The sequence below is a fragment of the Roseibium sp. SCP15 genome (assembly GCF_040329435.1).
GTDB lineage: Bacteria > Pseudomonadota > Alphaproteobacteria > Rhizobiales > Stappiaceae > Roseibium.
The window spans coordinates 995,572-1,011,707 of sequence record NZ_JBDZYI010000001.1 but is presented as its reverse complement, the minus strand read 5'-3'; the positions used below and the strand labels follow the sequence as shown (position 1 = coordinate 1,011,707).

Below are 16,136 nucleotides of genomic sequence, written 5' to 3'. Positions count from 1 at the left end.
TTGGGCACTGACCGGGCCTCTTGCATCCCACGCCGGGGGCCCGGCCAACTCTTATCAGAAGGAATGACCATGGGTGAGTTGCAGCTGCGCGACGTACGCAAAAGCTATGGCCAGATGGAAGTCATCAAAGGCGTTGACCTTGAAGTCGAACATGGCGAGTTCATTGTCTTTGTCGGCCCATCGGGATGTGGCAAATCAACCTTGTTGCGCATGATTGCCGGGCTGGAGGAAATCACAGGCGGCGACATTACGATCGACACAAAGGTCGTGAACGACCTACCGCCGGTCAAACGCGGCATCGCCATGGTGTTTCAGTCCTATGCGCTCTATCCGCACATGTCGGTCTATGAAAACATTGCGTTCCCGCTTCGGGTCGAGCGCCTTACCAACGACAAGGTGGAGGAAAAGGTCCAAAACGCAGCCGGCATCCTTCAACTGACTGAACGACTGCAACATAAGCCGGGAGAGTTATCAGGCGGTCAGCGGCAACGCGTTGCCATCGGCCGCGCGATCGTGCGCGAACCATCGGTCTTCTTGTTCGACGAACCGCTTTCCAATCTTGATGCGGCACTGCGCGCGGAAATGCGCGTCGAGTTGGCAAAGCTCCATAACGACCTGGACGCGACGATGATTTATGTCACGCACGATCAGGTCGAGGCCATGACAATGGCCGATCGGATCGTTGTGCTGGATCATGGCGTCATTTCTCAGGTAGGGACGCCGCTGGAGCTCTATCATAAGCCTCAAAACCTTTTTGTCGCCGGCTTCATAGGCAATCCGAAGATGAATTTCCTGCGCGTCACTGGCAAGCATTCCAATGATGATGGTGTCGTGGTCACGCTGCCTTCCGGACAAGACCTGAAGGTAAAGGTATCTGCGACGGGTGACGTTGCCGGCCGCACTCTCACCTTGGGGATCCGTCCAGAAGACCTGACGCTAAAACCGTCCGATGCGGCCATAGAAATCATACCAAACGTTGTGGAACACCTTGGCATCCACACAGTGACCTACAGTGCGGTTGACGGAGCAAGCAACATTTTCTGCGCGTTGCTACCTGGATCCGCCCCCGCCAAGGTAGGTGCTTCGATATCCATGGGTCTCAACGGCACTGATTGCCATCTGTTCGATGAACAGGGAATCGCATTCGACCGGCAACTATCCGTTTCTGCACTCGACCCGGCTGAAATGCATCTTTGACATCAGACATATTATCAAAAATACGGCCGCCTAGTGGGCGGCCGTTTCAGTTGGACTGCAAATAGGCGGGCAAGTCCTCTGGAGGACTAGACGACTTGCCCACGGGCGGCGACGTTTTCAATTCGCGTCACCACGCCGTCCCTGTGAAACACCAGCCTGTCGAACAAATTCGACACCACGCAGGTGTGGTTCGGGATAATTCTGATCCGTTCGCCGATTTCCGGCTTAGCTCCGGATTTGCTCAAATCGACAACGGCATGTTCTTCGCTCAGGGCGGCAATCGAAGCATCCGGATATTCAACGATCAGCCCGTGGTCGCTGAAACCCAAAAGATCCGAAGTCAGAGCTTTCGATCCCGCATCGAGAACGGCGCGCGTTTCCGTCGGCCGCGATACGACAGTCGCAATGATATGCATCGCGCAATCGTCAAAGTCGCACATTCCAGCGCGCACCATGGACCTGTCATTGAAGATATATGTGCCGGCACGGTGTTCCGTTGCACTTGGTACCAGGTCAGAATCGTACAGGCTGGGAGAGCCTGCATGGGAAACCACGGCGCACTCAAGTCCGGCCTGCTGCAACAGGCCAAGTGTCTCGGAGAAGAATGTTTCGACCGCAGCCTCGGAAGACGGTTTCGGATAGGTCAAAAGGCCATGAAACTCCAACCCCGGCGATTCGGAAATCTTCTTCGCTAGGTCCAGCGCTGCCGCAGGCGATTGCACCCCGTTCCTCCCGGCGCCGGTATCGCATTCCACGAGTACTTTCAAAGGTATGTCATCAGAGAAAGTCTGAGCAAGAGACTCGACGACAACCTCGTTGTCGGCAACAACTTGCAGATTAACGCGGGCTTGAAGCGCCTTGAGTCGCTCCAACCGCGCATTTCCGAGCATGTTGAATGTGATGAGGATGTCGGTAAATCCGGCATCTGCAAACACTTCTGCTTCGCTCACCTTCTGGCAATTGATGCCCTTGGCTCCTGATGCAATCTGCTGAGCTGCCAACGCAGGTATCTTGTGCGTTTTGATATGTGGTCGAAAGCTCCGACCTATCCGGTCGAAATATTCCTGCGCGACCGATATGTTTGTTTCCATGATCTTTTCATCGATCACGGCCACCGGTGTAAGCAGGTCATGAATGGAAAGTCCAATGGTCATCGCTCAGCCTCCCTGCCTAACAGCCACATGCACTTCAACATCCGGTATCTCCGACGGGTCTGGCGCCTTCTCGCAGATCGGCCAAATATCTCGAGGCGCTTTCCTGTAGGGCGTTGTTTTCGGATCATTCGGATACGGTCGACCTGCTGCACAATAAAGGATCAGCGGGCTCACCTGAGAGAAGGACTGGTGAAAGTGGTTTGTTGACTTGACCACCAGAATTCTACGGTCCTTCGGTTCGACCCCGAAATTCGAAAACAAGCTCGTGTCGAAACACTGTGCCCTGGTCGAATTGAGGATCACTTCAATGTCTCCAACCTTGATCAGGCTCGCATCTCCAATCGGCACGTGGCTTTCGCCAAACCGCTGCTCGGCATTTTTGATGTTGCGGATCACTTTGACTTCGGCGTCGATCGGCATCCCTGTTTCGGGCGCTGATTTTGCACCGAAGCGCAGCTGCATACAGGCCCCTTCGCCAGCTGCGTGACACAGCTGTACCGCAACCGGATCCCAAATGGTGCCGAACGCAACATCGGACAAGTCACGTTCAATCGCTTCCCTCAGCATAACAGTTGCATCGCCGGCAGTTCCACCACCAGGATTGTCCCACATATCCGCTATTGTCACAGGCGCTCCTTCGAATGCCAGCGCCCTGTCAAATGCCTCCGGTGGACTTAACTCGGTGCTTCTGACCTGGCCGCGCAATGCAAAAAGTGCTTCACCCAGGTCACGCGAAACCGCCTTGCCGAGTTTTTCATCATTGTCGGTGACTGCCAGTATCTTCGTTCCCATCTCAGGAACATCCCCTGCCATGAACCCGTGAATGATCGAAAGTGACAAGATGCCTGGCGTGCCCTTCTCGCGCTTGATCATATCATCAACGAAGCTGCGCATAGGCTCGGTGGATGTGGGAAAAACCTCAATCATCTTCGGGTCATAGACGCTCATAACAGGCTTTACGTCACCGGAGACGGTCTGACCGGCAATCCTCCAGGCGTCAGTGCCACGCTCGACAAAATCAGTGTGTGGAAATTCCTTGAAGGCGATTAGGACATTCGCGGCATCCAGTCTCTTGCGTGTCAGATGGCTGTGAGGATCGATCGTTGCAATGATTGGAGTGTCCGGGCCAACGATCCGGCGAACTCGTGACAGAAGGTCGCCTTCCGGGTCATCATATCCGTCGGCCACCATCGCGCCGTGCAACCCGAGGACGACCACATCAAATGGTTTTTCGGCCTCTAGCTGAGAAAGGATCTCGTCGCGCAGGCTTTCATAAGTAGACCTTGCAACGAGACCGGCGGGGTCTGCCCAGGCTGCAGTTCCTTCCACCAGCTCCCAATCGTTCTGGCTCGCAAAACGCCTGCCTTCGGTTATCACCGCGGAACACAAAGTCGGCGTGTCAGGATGCTCCCCCGGACGCGCGAGCAGAGATGCCTTGAATGCGTTCAGGTCAATGCGGATCGGAGAAAAGGAGTTGGTCTCCGTCGCAAGGACCGCTGTAAATGCGCGAGGCCGGGTCATGCTCCGTTCCCGGCGCCGAGGGGATTTGGCAGATATCCCGTGAAACTGCAAATCAGCCAACGCCCTTCCTTGCGAACGCAATAATAGAGCGTTTGCCAGAGAAGGCGATCCTCACCTCCATCCGCCTTTTTGATCTTGCCGTCAAATTTCTTTCTGGCGATTGCACGATCACCGTTGATCTCGATTTCAGTCAAACGCGTCGCATTGAAAATGGCAGCTCTCGCATCTTCGGCAAACTCGGTTTCTGAAAATTCCGCCGCCTGTCGAAGCCACTCATTCCTGTACGTATCCAGATCAGGAAACCCGAGCCTCCAGTCATCAGGGTTGGGAACTTTTCGAGCATCAACTCCGAAGAAGGCGTTTTCGTCGAAATCGTCAGCCACCATTGACCAATCGCTCGTAACGAACGCATCGATGTCGCGCTGAACCAGCATGTTCCAGATCTCGGCGCGATCAGAGTCCTTGCCGTCAAACGGATTGAGTTGACTGTCGACTTCATTTTGCATTGCGGAAACCATTTTCATTTTGATGGTTGCTTTTTCAAAAATATAGGAGTGAAATAAAACCAATGTCAAACCACTATGTAAATCATTTTCAAATTGGAGAACGAGATGACCATTAAGCGTTATGGTGCGGAGAAGTCCGGAGCTGGTGGACAGAACCTGCCTTTTGCCCGCGCGGTAGAAGCAGATGGCTGGCTGCATGTTTCCGGTCAGGTCGCCATGAAGGATGGCGAAATCGTCAATGGAGGGATTGTCGAACAGACGCACCTGACCATCAAGAACGTCATCGCGATTCTCGAAGAAGCGGGATACGGGCTCGAACATGTGGTTCGCGTCGGTGTTTGGCTTGATGACCCTCGTGACTTCTGGTCGTTCAACGGTGTCTACAAGAGCTATTTCGGCGAACACCCGCCCGCCCGCGCCTGCGTCCAGGCTTCCATGATGGTCGACTGCAAAGTTGAAATCGACTGCATCGCTTACAAGAAACCGGATTGAGCAAATGCGAGACATCCTGTCGGTTTTGCAGGACGTTGAACCTGACCTTTCAAAGTCGGAACGAATTCTGGCGACGCTTTTGCGCGGAGAAGCAGATTTCATTGTCAATGCTGGCATTACCGATGTCGCCGAACGAGCCGGAGTTTCTCCGCCCACGGTGACGCGGTTTTGCAGACGACTGGGCTGCGAAAGCTTTACCTCCTTCAAGGTTCAGGTCGCACAGGTCGCCTTTGCCGGAACCCGCTACCTGCAGGCAAATGCGACTTCTGTAGCCCCGCGGGATGTCGCCGACAGTTTGCTGATCCAGTTGCAGGAAGCTGCGACCAAGACACGGGAGACCCTGGACATTGATGCTGCCTCACGTGCCGCGGATGTCATCAGCAATGCGGGGCTCGTGGCAGCGTTCGGAGCCGGTGGAACCTCGTCAATGATCGCTGATGAAATGCAGAACCGGCTGTTTCGCCTCGGTCTGCGTTCCATCAGTGTTACGGACCACGCCATGCAGCTAATGCAGGCTGCCACCCTGAGCCACGGTGATGTCATCGTTGCCTCTTCTGTATCCGGTTTGAACCAGCAACTGGTTCGTGCCCTCGAGGCGGGCAAGACTTATGGGGCCACGGTTATCGCTCTCACCCGTCCCGACCGGCCTGTTTCCGCCATGGCTGACATCACCATCGCCATCGATCTCCCGGAAGGCGAAAACATTCTCCGCCCGAGCACCAGCCGATACGCCTACCTTTACGTGACAGATCTCCTTGCAACATTTGTCGCCATGAAGCGCGGCGAAGAATCAAGGGAAAGCCTGAGGCGCGTCAAGCACCAGCTCAGCAACTCACGCGATGAAGATGACAAGGAAGCACTCGGTGACTGACAATATCCTAGAACCGGTTGCAGTGGTCACTGGCGCAGCAGGTGACATCGGGTTTGCAATCGCATCAAAGCTTTCTGCGACCCATCAAATCGCGGCCGTCGACATTGACGGTGGTGCGTTGTCGGAAACTGTCAAACGTCTTCACCAAAACGGTGCAAAAGCGTTTGCAATCGAATGCGATCTGACAGACCAGGAAGATCTTGCGCGTATGGCTGAAACGGCTATGCGCCCCGGTCCTGTCAACGTTTTGGTCAACAACGCCGGGGCAGCAAGCTCTCTTTCGCTGCATTCAATGACCGCGGAAAGCCTTGCTCGCGATCTTTCCCTGAACCTGGCTGCGGCGCTGAACTGTTTCAAGGCTCTCGAAGAGTCCTTGATAGACAGTGGTTCTGGCAACGTGGTCAACATTGCGTCGGTCAATGGTCTCGGCACATTCGGTCACCCGGCCTACAGTGCCGCAAAGGCCGGGCTGATACACGCGACACAGGCGATTGCCGTCGAGTATGGCAAGTATGGCCTCCGGGCCAATGCAGTCGCCCCCGGAACTGTCAAAACGCAAGCCTGGAAGGCCCGTGAGGCTGAGAACCCTGGTGTCTTCGACGAGGCTTTGACCTGGTATCCTTACAAGCTGTTGCCGGAACCTGAGGATATTGCTTCCGCGGTCGCATTTTTGATCAGCAACTCTGCCCGCTGCATCACAGGCGTTTGTCTTCCTGTCGATAGCGGGCTCACCTCCGGTTCCACTGCGCTTCCCCGAACCTTCACCCAATCTCCTGATTTTGACGGAACATGATTCATGACCAGTTTTGTGCTCGACAGCTATTACCTGCCGTCTGAAAAATCTGAAGGCTCACGCCTTGAACTTGCTCTTACGAACATCGGTTCCAAGCCTCTCACAAATTTCACGGTTGCGTTCACATCCGTGACGCGCGCCAGCTCAGATGCCACTTTGGAAAATGCGCAATCTTTCAAACGCGTTGCGAATTTTCATGAAATTACACCACCGGAAAGCACGGAACTGCGGCCTGGAGAAACCTGGAAATTCGCGATCAAGGGCCTGGTCAATTCCGCAAGACACAGACTTGACGGACCCAAGTCGGGATATGTTGCGACTGGGGGCAGATTTGTCGACGTCCAATGCACAGACCTGCGGGCTCCCGAAGACCTGATCACAGGCGAACGCAAATCCATTCCGGACGGAGAGTTGGGGGAACCGCTTTGTATAACCCCCTGGCCGCGTTCCGTGCAGGTCACCGCCTACGACAAATATGCTCGTGCGTTTTCATTGACTGACGCAAACCAGGAAGACCAGAGCGCGGCAGCCAAAATCAACGCGCTTTCGAACCGCCTCTTTCCTGACGCCCCCTACCCGTTTCAATTCGGACAGTCGCCTCACTCGCAACAGCTCCGATTTGAAATGTCAGACGACATTGCAACAGAGGGCTATCAACTTCAATGGTCGGCGGATGGGGTCACTCTTCGCTTTGGCAGCGCGACCGGGCGTGACTACGGGCTAACGGCCCTGGCGCAAATTGCATTTGGCGTCTACAGCGCGCCGGAAACATACCAATTCCCCGCCAATGGCATTATCGATGATGCGCCACGCTTCACCTGGCGTGGGACACATCTGGATGTTTCCCGACATTTCAGAGGCGTGAGTGACATCCTCCGCTTGCTCGATATCCTTGCCTGGGCACGGATGAACATCTTTCAGTGGCACCTGACCGACGATGAGGGCTGGCGGTTGGAAATCAAGGCATTTCCGGAACTGACCCAAACCGGCTCCAGACGCGGCCCGGGTTGTCGGCAGGTCCCTCAGCTCGGTTTCGCGTCAGAAGTGCATGAAGGGCATTACACGCAGGAAGAGGTACGCGAAATCGTGGCGCACGCAGCGAGCTTGAATATCGACATCCTGCCGGAAATAGACATTCCGGGCCATTGCACTGCAGTACTGAAGACGTACCCACACATGGCAGACCAGGCTGAACCGCCGGAAAGCTATCACTCGATACAGGGCTACCCGAACAACGCTCTCAACCCCGCCCTGGAAGGAACATACGATTTTCTGAACCAGGTCTTCTCTGAAGTCGCGGAGCTTTTTCCCTTCGAGTACATTCATATCGGTGGTGATGAAGTCGACACCCAATCCTGGCTTTCCTCCCCGAAGACCCAACGCCTGATGGAAACCGAAAACCTCAAGGACACGATGGAGGTACAGGCCTACTTCATGTCACGTATCCGGGGCATGCTGAAAACGCTCGGAAAGAACCTCGCCGGCTGGGACGAAGTCTCGCATGGCGGCGGCATCGACCCGGACGGCGTGTTGCTCATGGCATGGCAAAGGCAGGAAGTGACCAGAGAACTGATTGATCAGGGTTATGAGGTCATCTGCACGCCCGGACAGAAATTCTACATGGATATGGTTCAAGGGTCGTGCTGGCAGGAACCGGGGGCAAGTTGGGCCGGTATTGCAACACCGGAGGCGAGCTATCGATACGAACCCTCAGAGGGCCTTGCGGAAAACAGCCTGAATCTGCTGCGCGGCGTTCAGGCCTGCATCTGGTGTGAACACATGACCAACAACGAGATTTTCAATCACATGGTCTTTCCGAGGCTTTACGCCGTTGCCGAAGCCGGCTGGACACCGCCCGAAAACAAGGATTGGCAACGTTTTTCCTATCGGGCGCCGCTCTTTCCAACCCTCTAAGTGTCCTTGGGAGATTGCATCATGAAAATCGCGGTTGGCGGTATCCATACCGAATGCAGCACCTACTCGCCGCTGTTGCAGACCATGGACGATTTTACCGTCACCCGCGGTTCAGACTTGCTGAAACAAGCAGGCCTCACTGACGCCCGGTTCGCCAAGGCCACGTTCGAGCCCCTTTTTCACGCCCGCTCCGTACCTGGCGGCCCTGTTAGCGCCTCCTGCTATCAGACACTAAAGTCCCGATTTTTGTCCGCTCTGCAAGAAACTCTGCCAGTCGAGGGAGTTCTGCTCATCATGCATGGGGCAATGCATGTTGAGGGGTTGAATGATGCTGAAGGTGACTGGATATCCGCTGTTCGGGAGCTCGTTGGCCCTGACGTTCCCATTGCCGTGAGCTATGATTTGCACGGGAATGTCACTCAAAAAATCGTCGATCAAATTGACATCTTTTGCGCTTACCGGACTGCGCCGCATATCGACGTCCTGGAAACCCACCAACGAGCCGCAACACTCCTGATCGATCAACTCAGCGGTGGTGCAAGGCGGTTCGTTGCCTGGGCTCCAATTCCGGTCCTGTTGCCTGGCGAAAAAACCAGCACGGAAGACGAACCAACGAGATCTCTCTATCTTGCTTTGCCGGACCAAGATCGAGAACCGGGCATCTGCGACGCGAACCTGATGGTTGGCTACGTCTGGGCGGACACAGGAAGGGCAACAGCGGCAGCTGTGGTAACCGGAACAGATGCCCAAAAAGCGGTTCTAGTTACGGAAGAGATCGCAGCAGCTTACTGGGCCGCCCGAGACAATTTCACTTTCGGAGTACCAACAAAATCTCTCTCAGAATGCCTGGACGATGTTGCAAGTACGAAGTCCTTCCCACTGGTTCTGGCTGACAGCGGTGACAATCCGACAGGTGGCGGTGTCGGAGACCGCAGCGATGTTCTTCATGCCTGGCTCGAACGTGGTTTCGAAGGAGGAGTTTTTGCCGGCATCGCAGATCCTGCTTCAACATTGATGGCCTGGGAAACTCCGGAAGGAGAAAGCATCGAACTTAAGATCGGAGGCGGTTTCGGCAGCACCTGCCCACTCATCGAAGCCAGCGCTGTTGTCGGCAGCAAAACTGGCAGTGCGAGTGATAGAAACCGAGAGGTTCTCGTTCAAATATCCGGGAACCAGGTGATCCTGACCGAACGCCGCCGTCCATTTCACAATCTGGATGATTTTAGACGTTTTGGTATTGAGCCTGCCGAAGCCCGGTATCTCATCGTCAAGTCAGGCTATCTGTCACCAGAACTCGCTCCTCTGGCAAATCCGGCCAGAATGGCGCTAACTGATGGAGCGGTTAATCAGGACATTCCAGCCCTGAAAAACCTTCATCGCACGGTACCAAGTTTCCCGTTTCAAGAGGATTTCAGTTGGACACCCGCCGCGCGGGTTTCCAGGCGAGCTGACTGGCTTTTGAGCAAACAACACCGATAAATATAGGCAGAAGGCAAACTGACGCTTTTCCGGCTAACAAACACCTTTTCCGTTCGCGTCCTATCAACGGATTGCGGCAAGGTCCCGGACAGCTCGCCCGGTAAATGCCTTTTATTTTGCCAGAACATTGAAGAATTCCGCTTCAGCTCAATATTTGGCCTTATTTATTTAAGTAGTCAAAATTAGGCAGTTCTCGGAGTAAAGGGGGAAATTGCCGTTTCTTTTCTGCGCGTTACTGACACGCGCAAGCCTCCAAGTTGCCACATTTCAAACAGAATTGTTATTTTTGTCAGGGTTGAGTAACGCTTTCACGTCGTTTTCAGTTGGCATGTAGGCAACTTGCGAAAGAATTTGACGCGAATTTCTGAAAACAACTGCCAGTCTTGTTTTTCTGCCCACAGAAGGTGTGTCATTCCGGCTGTGTTTTTCCCAGGCCCAACGCAAGTTCCCTAACCAGATGATGAGGAAAATTCTCAAGAATTCCAGTCACCTGCCCCATCGACTACTTGATTTTGCAGTTCGCGCTCCGTCTTCATTCTCTCTGCGGAGCGCATTTTTTTACCATTTGCAGTGTCGGAAATCGTGAACCGGGCGCACTGAAAAGAAACTCAAATAAATCCACCCTTCCTTTCGGTAAGATAGAAAGCTCTCAAAAACCACAAACAAACACCACAAATTGAAACCAAACGAAATCTCACCCGAACTCAATTCCCGACATAGTTAATATGACTATCTATCTAATGATTAGCATCCATTTTAGGCAATTTTGACAATGAAAAAACGTTCACGTCGCAGTGATTAACCTTGAATATTCACCCACCGACCACACTTATTATCGAAAAGTAACCAAAATCACTTCATTTTGTGATTTTTATTACACCCGATCGGGAGATCATGGTGCAATAATGGCAAAATCGTGACTGCGCTAAGGGGCGCTGTAAAGACAATCGAGAACGATGAACCAGAGTCCGAAACGGACCAAAAGCGAAAAGCCCCAACGCGGTAAAATTAGTTGTATTAGCCTTGGGAGGCGTACATGCAACGGAATACCAGAGCAGGAACTTTTGCGCTTGGCCTCATCCTCGCCTTGGCGGGTAGCGCTGCAGCATCCCCATTGCCCCAGGAAACGATTACGTTGCCTGAGGACCGGCTTGCAGTAACCGTCGCGTCGGCATCCTTGGACCAGAAGGATCCGCTGGAGAGCGAACTTACAATTTGGGTCGGCGAAATTGAAATTGAAGGACGCAAGACCGTTTGGGTCGAGTTGATCGATTCATATGGCGAAGTCATTTACGATTCCGAAGTAAGCACCAACGAAACGCATTTGCTTCCGGATGGACGTGCCGTCGTTGTGCGTGCCATGGACACGGATACCGTCGTTGCCGGCAAGGATGAATCCAGGCTTGTAAGTGAAGGTGCTCTGATGGTCACGCGTCGGGTGGTCAATGAGGGATCCGAGGCAACAACAGTCGAACTCATCGAAACCGGTGAGGAACCTGTCAAACGCGGAACGATGCTTCAGGTGGCAGACTTCGGACAATTGGTTTGGGATAAGATTGTTGCCTTTTTCGACGCTGCACGGACGCGTGTCGAAGTAGCCTGGAACTGGCTGGTCGATACCATCCAGGCTTAACAGCCAGATTTCTCGCTGATCGTGGTCCGCAACTTGCGGGCCACCTTTCGTGCGTCTGGGGTCATGTTCGAAACCACACATGATCTATTGGGTTGGTTGCATGACAACTCCCATCACCGGGACGCGAGTGAATAGCGTCTGTCCAGCCAAATTTATTTATTAAATTCATGAACCTGCGTGATCCGCCACTTGCGGGTCGCCGTAAGCAATCCAGAATACGAACTATCCCTACTTATCCTGCCCCGGTTCCACGGGGCTGATAAGTCTAATTTGAAGGATTGAATATGCGGATTGCTGTCATCGGTTCCGGCATTTCTGGTAACGGCGCAGCGTGGGCGCTCTGCAAAGATCACGATGTGGTGTTGTACGAGAAGAGAGCACGACCCGGTGGACACAGCGCCACCGCGGACATTGACTATGACGGTACTCCCATGTCTGTCGACACGGGTTTCATTGTCTACAACGAACTGAATTATCCAAATTTCACTGCATTACTGGATCACCTTGGCGTTGCCAGCGAAGTCAGTGACATGAGCTTCGCTCTCTCCGCCGACAACGGCCAGCTTGAGTGGTCCGGCCACACGTTGAATGCGCTCTTTGCGCAGCGAAAGAACCTCGTTTCTCCGCGTTTCCTTTTCATGCTGCGTGATATTTTCCGTTTCAACAAACAAGCCGTGAAGGATCTCCAGGCCGGCGCCCTGGAAGGTGAAACACTCGGCGGGTACCTCGACCGAGAAGGCTATTCATCCGGTTTCGTGAATGATTATCTGCTTGCAATGGGAGCAGCGATCTGGTCGACGCCGATAAACGAGATGCGCGACTATCCCGCAGAAAGTTTCGTCGCATTTTTCGATAACCATCGATTGCTCAGCTTTGACAGACCGTTGTGGCGCACGATCTCCGGTGGCAGCAAGAACTACGTTTCAAAGTTGCTGGAGCCTCTGGCTGGCAAGGTCCGCCTTGGTTCCGCGGTGGTGGAAATTCTCAGAAAAGGCAACAAGGTTCAGGTGAAGGACATTACCGGAAACACGGATGAGTTTGATCATGTGATCCTCGCGAGCCACACAGACCAAAGCCTGGCAATGCTCGGCGACCCGAGTGCAGAGGAACGGGCAATCCTGGGCTCGATCCGATACCGTCCCAATGAGGTCTATCTTCATCGGGACGAAAACCTGATGCCCAAACGCAAACGGGTTTGGGCTTCCTGGAACTATATGTCCGATCGCGACGCCGGTGAAACACGGGATGTGACCGTGAGCTACTGGATGAACCGGCTGCAGAACCTTGATCACAGCAAACCGGTTTTCGTGACCTTGAACCCGTATCACCCGCCACGCGCAGAGAAGACGTTTGCCAGATACGTTTATGATCATCCCCAATTTGACGCTCCTTCCCTCGCCGCCAAACGTCGGCTTCAGGAAATTCAAGGTGTCAACAGGACCTGGTTCTGCGGCGCATGGGGCGGGCATGGGTTTCACGAGGATGGGCTGTCGTCTGGCCTTCAGGTCGCAAAATCCCTGGGCGCGCGCCTGCCTTGGGAAGTAACCCGATCGCAACCTCAGTTCCTGGAAGCTGCCGAATGAAGAGGATTTTCAGTAACCGAGTTCACGACAACGGCCCGGCCCCAGACACTGCGGTCAACATTTACTCCGGCTCGGTAATGCACCACCGCATGAAGCCGAAAGAGCACCGCTTCAACTACTCTGTCTTTTCAATGCTTCTGGATCTGGACCGACTGGATGAGGCAAACAGAACCAGCTGGCTGTTTTCGATAAACAAGTTCAACCTTCTATCGTTCCACGAAAAAGATCACGGTAAGCGCACGGGCTCAAATCTTCGTCGTCATGTCGAAGAGCAACTGATGCAGAAAGGCCTGCCTTCGCCGGCTCGTATTCTGCTGCTGGCATACCCGAGGGTCCTCGGATACGGTTTCAATCCACTGAGCGTCTATTACACCTTCGATGCAGGCAACAATCTCTCGGCCATCGTTTACGAAGTCCGGAACACTTTTGGCGGCATTCACACCTACACCATTCCGCTTGAAGCTCATCAACTAAGTGACGCAGGTGTACGTCAGGATCAAAGCAAGTCCTTCTACGTCTCGCCATTTGTCAGCATGAAGCAGCACTATTATTTCCGCATGCTGCCACCAGGCCGGTCGGTCAGGGTAAGAATTCTGGAAAAAGATCCGGAGGGGCCACTGCTTTCGGCGACATTCTCCGGAGAACGCCGACAAGCAACAAGTGCAAATATTCTAAGGGAATGCCTTCGCGTCCCTCTGCTTACTTTCAAGGTTATTGGGGCAATTCATTGGGAAGCCTTTAAAATCTGGCGGAAGCGTGTACCATTTCACTCCCGGCCCGCAATGGATGCAATGGACAAGGGACGGGAAAGAAGAAACCGCCGGGTATCGCTGGCGTCAAACCGATGACATTTCAAGAGGTTCTGCGATGAATGAGCCTATTGTTCTGACAAATGACAATTTCGGCTATGAAATGAAAGGGTTCCCGCGGCTGGCACGAATGGCGGCGAACCTGGCACTGAAAATCCGTTATGGAGCACTGCAGATAACGTTCCCGAACGGACGGACATTCCTGATACACGGTCGTGAAGACGGCCCCAACGGCGTCCTTAAAATTCACGACTGGCGATTTTTTCGCATGGTCGTCCAGGCAGGAGACGTTGGTGTCGGCGAAGCGTTTATGGCCGGCTACTGGTCATCTCCTGATGTGACCACCTTTCTGGAGCTGTTCTGTATCAATCAGGAATCCACACTTGAAGCGCTTCAGGGACGTCCTTTCACGCGCCTTCTGATGTCGGTCCGACACTGGCTCAACTCAAACACCAAACGTGGTTCCAAACGAAACATCTCGGCGCATTACGACCTCGGCAACGCGTTCTACAAGGAATGGCTTGACCCGTCGATGACCTATTCTTCGGCGATCTACAGCAGCGGGTCCAACGACCTTGAGCAGGCTCAGGCAGAGAAATACGCGTCTCTTGTTCGTCAAACCGGGATCGAACAAAACCACACCGTTCTGGAAATCGGTTGCGGTTGGGGTGGTTTCGCGGAGCATGTCGCCAAAACGGTCGGAGCTCATGTCCGCGCCTTGACCATTTCCAAAGAGCAGTTCGACTATGCCCGTGAGCGTATATTCAAAGCCGGACTGACAGAAAAGGTGGACGTGGTATTTCAGGACTATCGCGATGAGAAAGGCGTCTTCGACCGAATAGCATCGATCGAAATGTTCGAGGCCGTGGGCGAAAAGTACTGGCCCACCTATTTCAAACAGCTCTCCCGTTGCCTCAAACCGGGTGGCAAAGCCGGTCTTCAAATCATCACCATTCAGGACAGGATGTTTGATGACTATCGTCGCGGGACTGATTTCATTCAGCGCTACATCTTTCCTGGCGGCATGCTTCCTCCACCAGGCCGTCTGCGGGATATTGGCAAGTCCCTTGGATTGAACCTCACTGAACAGAGGATCTTCGGACAGGACTACGCACGCACATTGGCCGAATGGCGTCAAAGGTTCAGGCAGGCATGGCCTCAGATCAGTCCCCTGGGATTTGACGAAAGGTTCAAGCGACTGTGGGAATTTTATCTGCACTATTGTGAAGCAGGATTCCGGTCCGGAAACATCGATGTCCGCCAGATGGTCTATGTGAAAGAGCCCTGACCAGACGCGCCAATCTCAGAACAAGTAACAGACAGGCCGTTAGTCGGCCTGTTTTTTGTTCCAACCTGTCGCTTTCGCAATCAGCGGGAAATAGAGACGATAAGGCAGCAAATTGAGAAGCTTGAGTTTCCAGACGAAGGAACGGGGGAACGCAATTTCGAACTTGTTTCGTTGCTCCAAACCTCTGCGGATCTCCTGCACCGCTTCCTCGACTGAAAGCAAATGAGGCATTGGAAACGGATTGGAACTCGTGGCAGGAGTGTCGACAAAACCCGGATTGATGACCTGTAGATGAATTCCGCTTCGGTCGAGATCGAACTTTAAAGATTCCGCCAGATTGATCAGTCCCGCCTTGGTCGCTCCATAGGCCGCAGAAGTCGGCAATCCTGTGTACCCGGCGACCGACGACACGATCGCAATCTGTCCTTTGCCGGCTCTTTTCATCAACGAAATCGTCGGTAGCAGCACGTTCACTGCTCCCATAAGGTTGACTTCGAAACTTGTGCGGAAAGCTTCCACATCTGCATTCAGACCGTCCTGAGGCAGATAAACGCCTGCGTTGGCAACCAGAAGACCAATCTGGCCGAACCTTTCGCACAGCATCTCTGTGCAGGACGCCATTGCTCCGGTATCTGACACGTCACCAGGAAAGGCTTCGATGGAGCCTGGCAGCTCGCGTGCTTCCAGGGTTAGTGTACAAAGCGCCTCCGCTGATCTTGCTGTAGCTGCTACAGTCCAACCGGAATGCGCCAGATCAAGCGCAAGTGCTCTTCCAATTCCGGAACTTGCCCCTGTAACCCAGGCGCAGCCATCTTCCGGCATCGCCACAAATACGTTCTTATGCAAACCAGTCTCCTTAACCCTTTGCATTGTTTACGCATCAGGGTCATGAACCG

14 protein-coding genes are annotated in these 16,136 nt (G+C 53.7%); 10 read left to right on the top strand and 4 right to left on the bottom strand.

Annotated features, from left to right (window positions below):
* The first annotated feature begins 69 nt into the window (after window positions 1-69).
* A complete protein-coding gene (locus tag ABLO27_RS04560; protein ID WP_353030773.1) occupies window positions 70-1,197 on the top strand; it encodes an ABC transporter ATP-binding protein in 1,128 nt (375 codons plus the stop codon).
* An 86-nt stretch (window positions 1,198-1,283) separates the two neighbouring features.
* Here ABLO27_RS04560 and ABLO27_RS04555 read toward each other — a convergent pair whose 3' ends face one another.
* Genes ABLO27_RS04555 through ABLO27_RS04545 form a run of 3 tightly spaced genes read right to left on the bottom strand, consistent with a single transcriptional unit; the run spans window position 1,284 to window position 4,396 of the window.
* Window positions 1,284-2,351: a D-TA family PLP-dependent enzyme gene (locus tag ABLO27_RS04555; protein ID WP_353030771.1), complete on the bottom strand. Its 1,068-nt coding sequence runs from the start codon at window positions 2,349-2,351 to the stop codon at window positions 1,284-1,286.
* 3 nt (window positions 2,352-2,354) lie between these two features.
* Entirely contained in the window at window positions 2,355-3,872 is a 1,518-nt protein-coding gene (locus ABLO27_RS04550) for a M81 family metallopeptidase (protein ID WP_353030769.1), read from the bottom strand.
* Window positions 3,869-4,396 (bottom strand): hypothetical protein, encoded by a 528-nt coding sequence (locus ABLO27_RS04545; protein WP_353030767.1) that lies wholly within the window; start codon window positions 4,394-4,396, stop codon window positions 3,869-3,871. The genes ABLO27_RS04550 and ABLO27_RS04545 overlap by 4 nt, the downstream gene beginning before the upstream one ends.
* A gap of 87 nt (window positions 4,397-4,483) precedes the next feature.
* Here ABLO27_RS04545 and ABLO27_RS04540 point away from each other — a divergent pair, with 87 nt between their 5' ends.
* The 9 genes from ABLO27_RS04540 to ABLO27_RS04500 all read left to right on the top strand — a co-directional run bounded on the left by ABLO27_RS04540 (window position 4,484) and on the right by ABLO27_RS04500 (window position 15,240).
* Entirely contained in the window at window positions 4,484-4,870 is a 387-nt protein-coding gene (locus ABLO27_RS04540) for a RidA family protein (RefSeq protein ID WP_353030765.1), read from the top strand.
* Window positions 4,871-4,874: 4 nt separating this feature from the next.
* Window positions 4,875-5,741 carry a MurR/RpiR family transcriptional regulator gene (locus ABLO27_RS04535; RefSeq protein ID WP_353030763.1) on the top strand — a complete coding sequence of 289 codons (867 nt, stop codon included), beginning with the start codon at window positions 4,875-4,877 and terminating at the stop codon, window positions 5,739-5,741.
* Entirely contained in the window at window positions 5,734-6,534 is an 801-nt protein-coding gene (locus ABLO27_RS04530) for an SDR family oxidoreductase (RefSeq protein ID WP_353030762.1), read from the top strand. Before ABLO27_RS04535 ends, ABLO27_RS04530 begins: the two co-directional genes overlap by 8 nt.
* 3 nt (window positions 6,535-6,537) lie before the next feature.
* The gene (locus ABLO27_RS04525) at window positions 6,538-8,448 is read left to right on the top strand and encodes a beta-N-acetylhexosaminidase (RefSeq protein ID WP_353030761.1); all 1,911 of its coding nucleotides are present in this window, start codon (window positions 6,538-6,540) and stop codon (window positions 8,446-8,448) included.
* A 21-nt stretch (window positions 8,449-8,469) separates the two neighbouring features.
* The gene (locus ABLO27_RS04520) at window positions 8,470-9,927 is read left to right on the top strand and encodes a M81 family metallopeptidase (RefSeq protein ID WP_353030760.1); all 1,458 of its coding nucleotides are present in this window, start codon (window positions 8,470-8,472) and stop codon (window positions 9,925-9,927) included.
* 1,036 nt (window positions 9,928-10,963) lie between these two features.
* Window positions 10,964-11,560: a hypothetical protein gene (locus tag ABLO27_RS04515; RefSeq protein ID WP_353030759.1), complete on the top strand. Its 597-nt coding sequence runs from the start codon at window positions 10,964-10,966 to the stop codon at window positions 11,558-11,560.
* A 284-nt stretch (window positions 11,561-11,844) separates the two neighbouring features.
* Entirely contained in the window at window positions 11,845-13,143 is a 1,299-nt protein-coding gene (locus ABLO27_RS04510; RefSeq protein ID WP_353030757.1) for an NAD(P)/FAD-dependent oxidoreductase, read from the top strand.
* Window positions 13,140-13,991, top strand: a complete 852-nt coding sequence (locus ABLO27_RS04505) for a DUF1365 domain-containing protein (RefSeq protein ID WP_353030756.1) — start codon at window positions 13,140-13,142, stop codon at window positions 13,989-13,991. The genes ABLO27_RS04510 and ABLO27_RS04505 overlap by 4 nt, the downstream gene beginning before the upstream one ends.
* A 19-nt stretch (window positions 13,992-14,010) precedes the next feature.
* The gene (locus tag ABLO27_RS04500) at window positions 14,011-15,240 is read left to right on the top strand and encodes a cyclopropane-fatty-acyl-phospholipid synthase family protein (RefSeq protein ID WP_353030755.1); all 1,230 of its coding nucleotides are present in this window, start codon (window positions 14,011-14,013) and stop codon (window positions 15,238-15,240) included.
* A 39-nt stretch (window positions 15,241-15,279) separates the two neighbouring features.
* Here ABLO27_RS04500 and ABLO27_RS04495 read toward each other — a convergent pair whose 3' ends face one another.
* Entirely contained in the window at window positions 15,280-16,110 is an 831-nt protein-coding gene (locus ABLO27_RS04495; protein WP_417714739.1) for an SDR family NAD(P)-dependent oxidoreductase, read from the bottom strand.
* Between the last annotated feature and the right edge of the window lie 26 nt (window positions 16,111-16,136).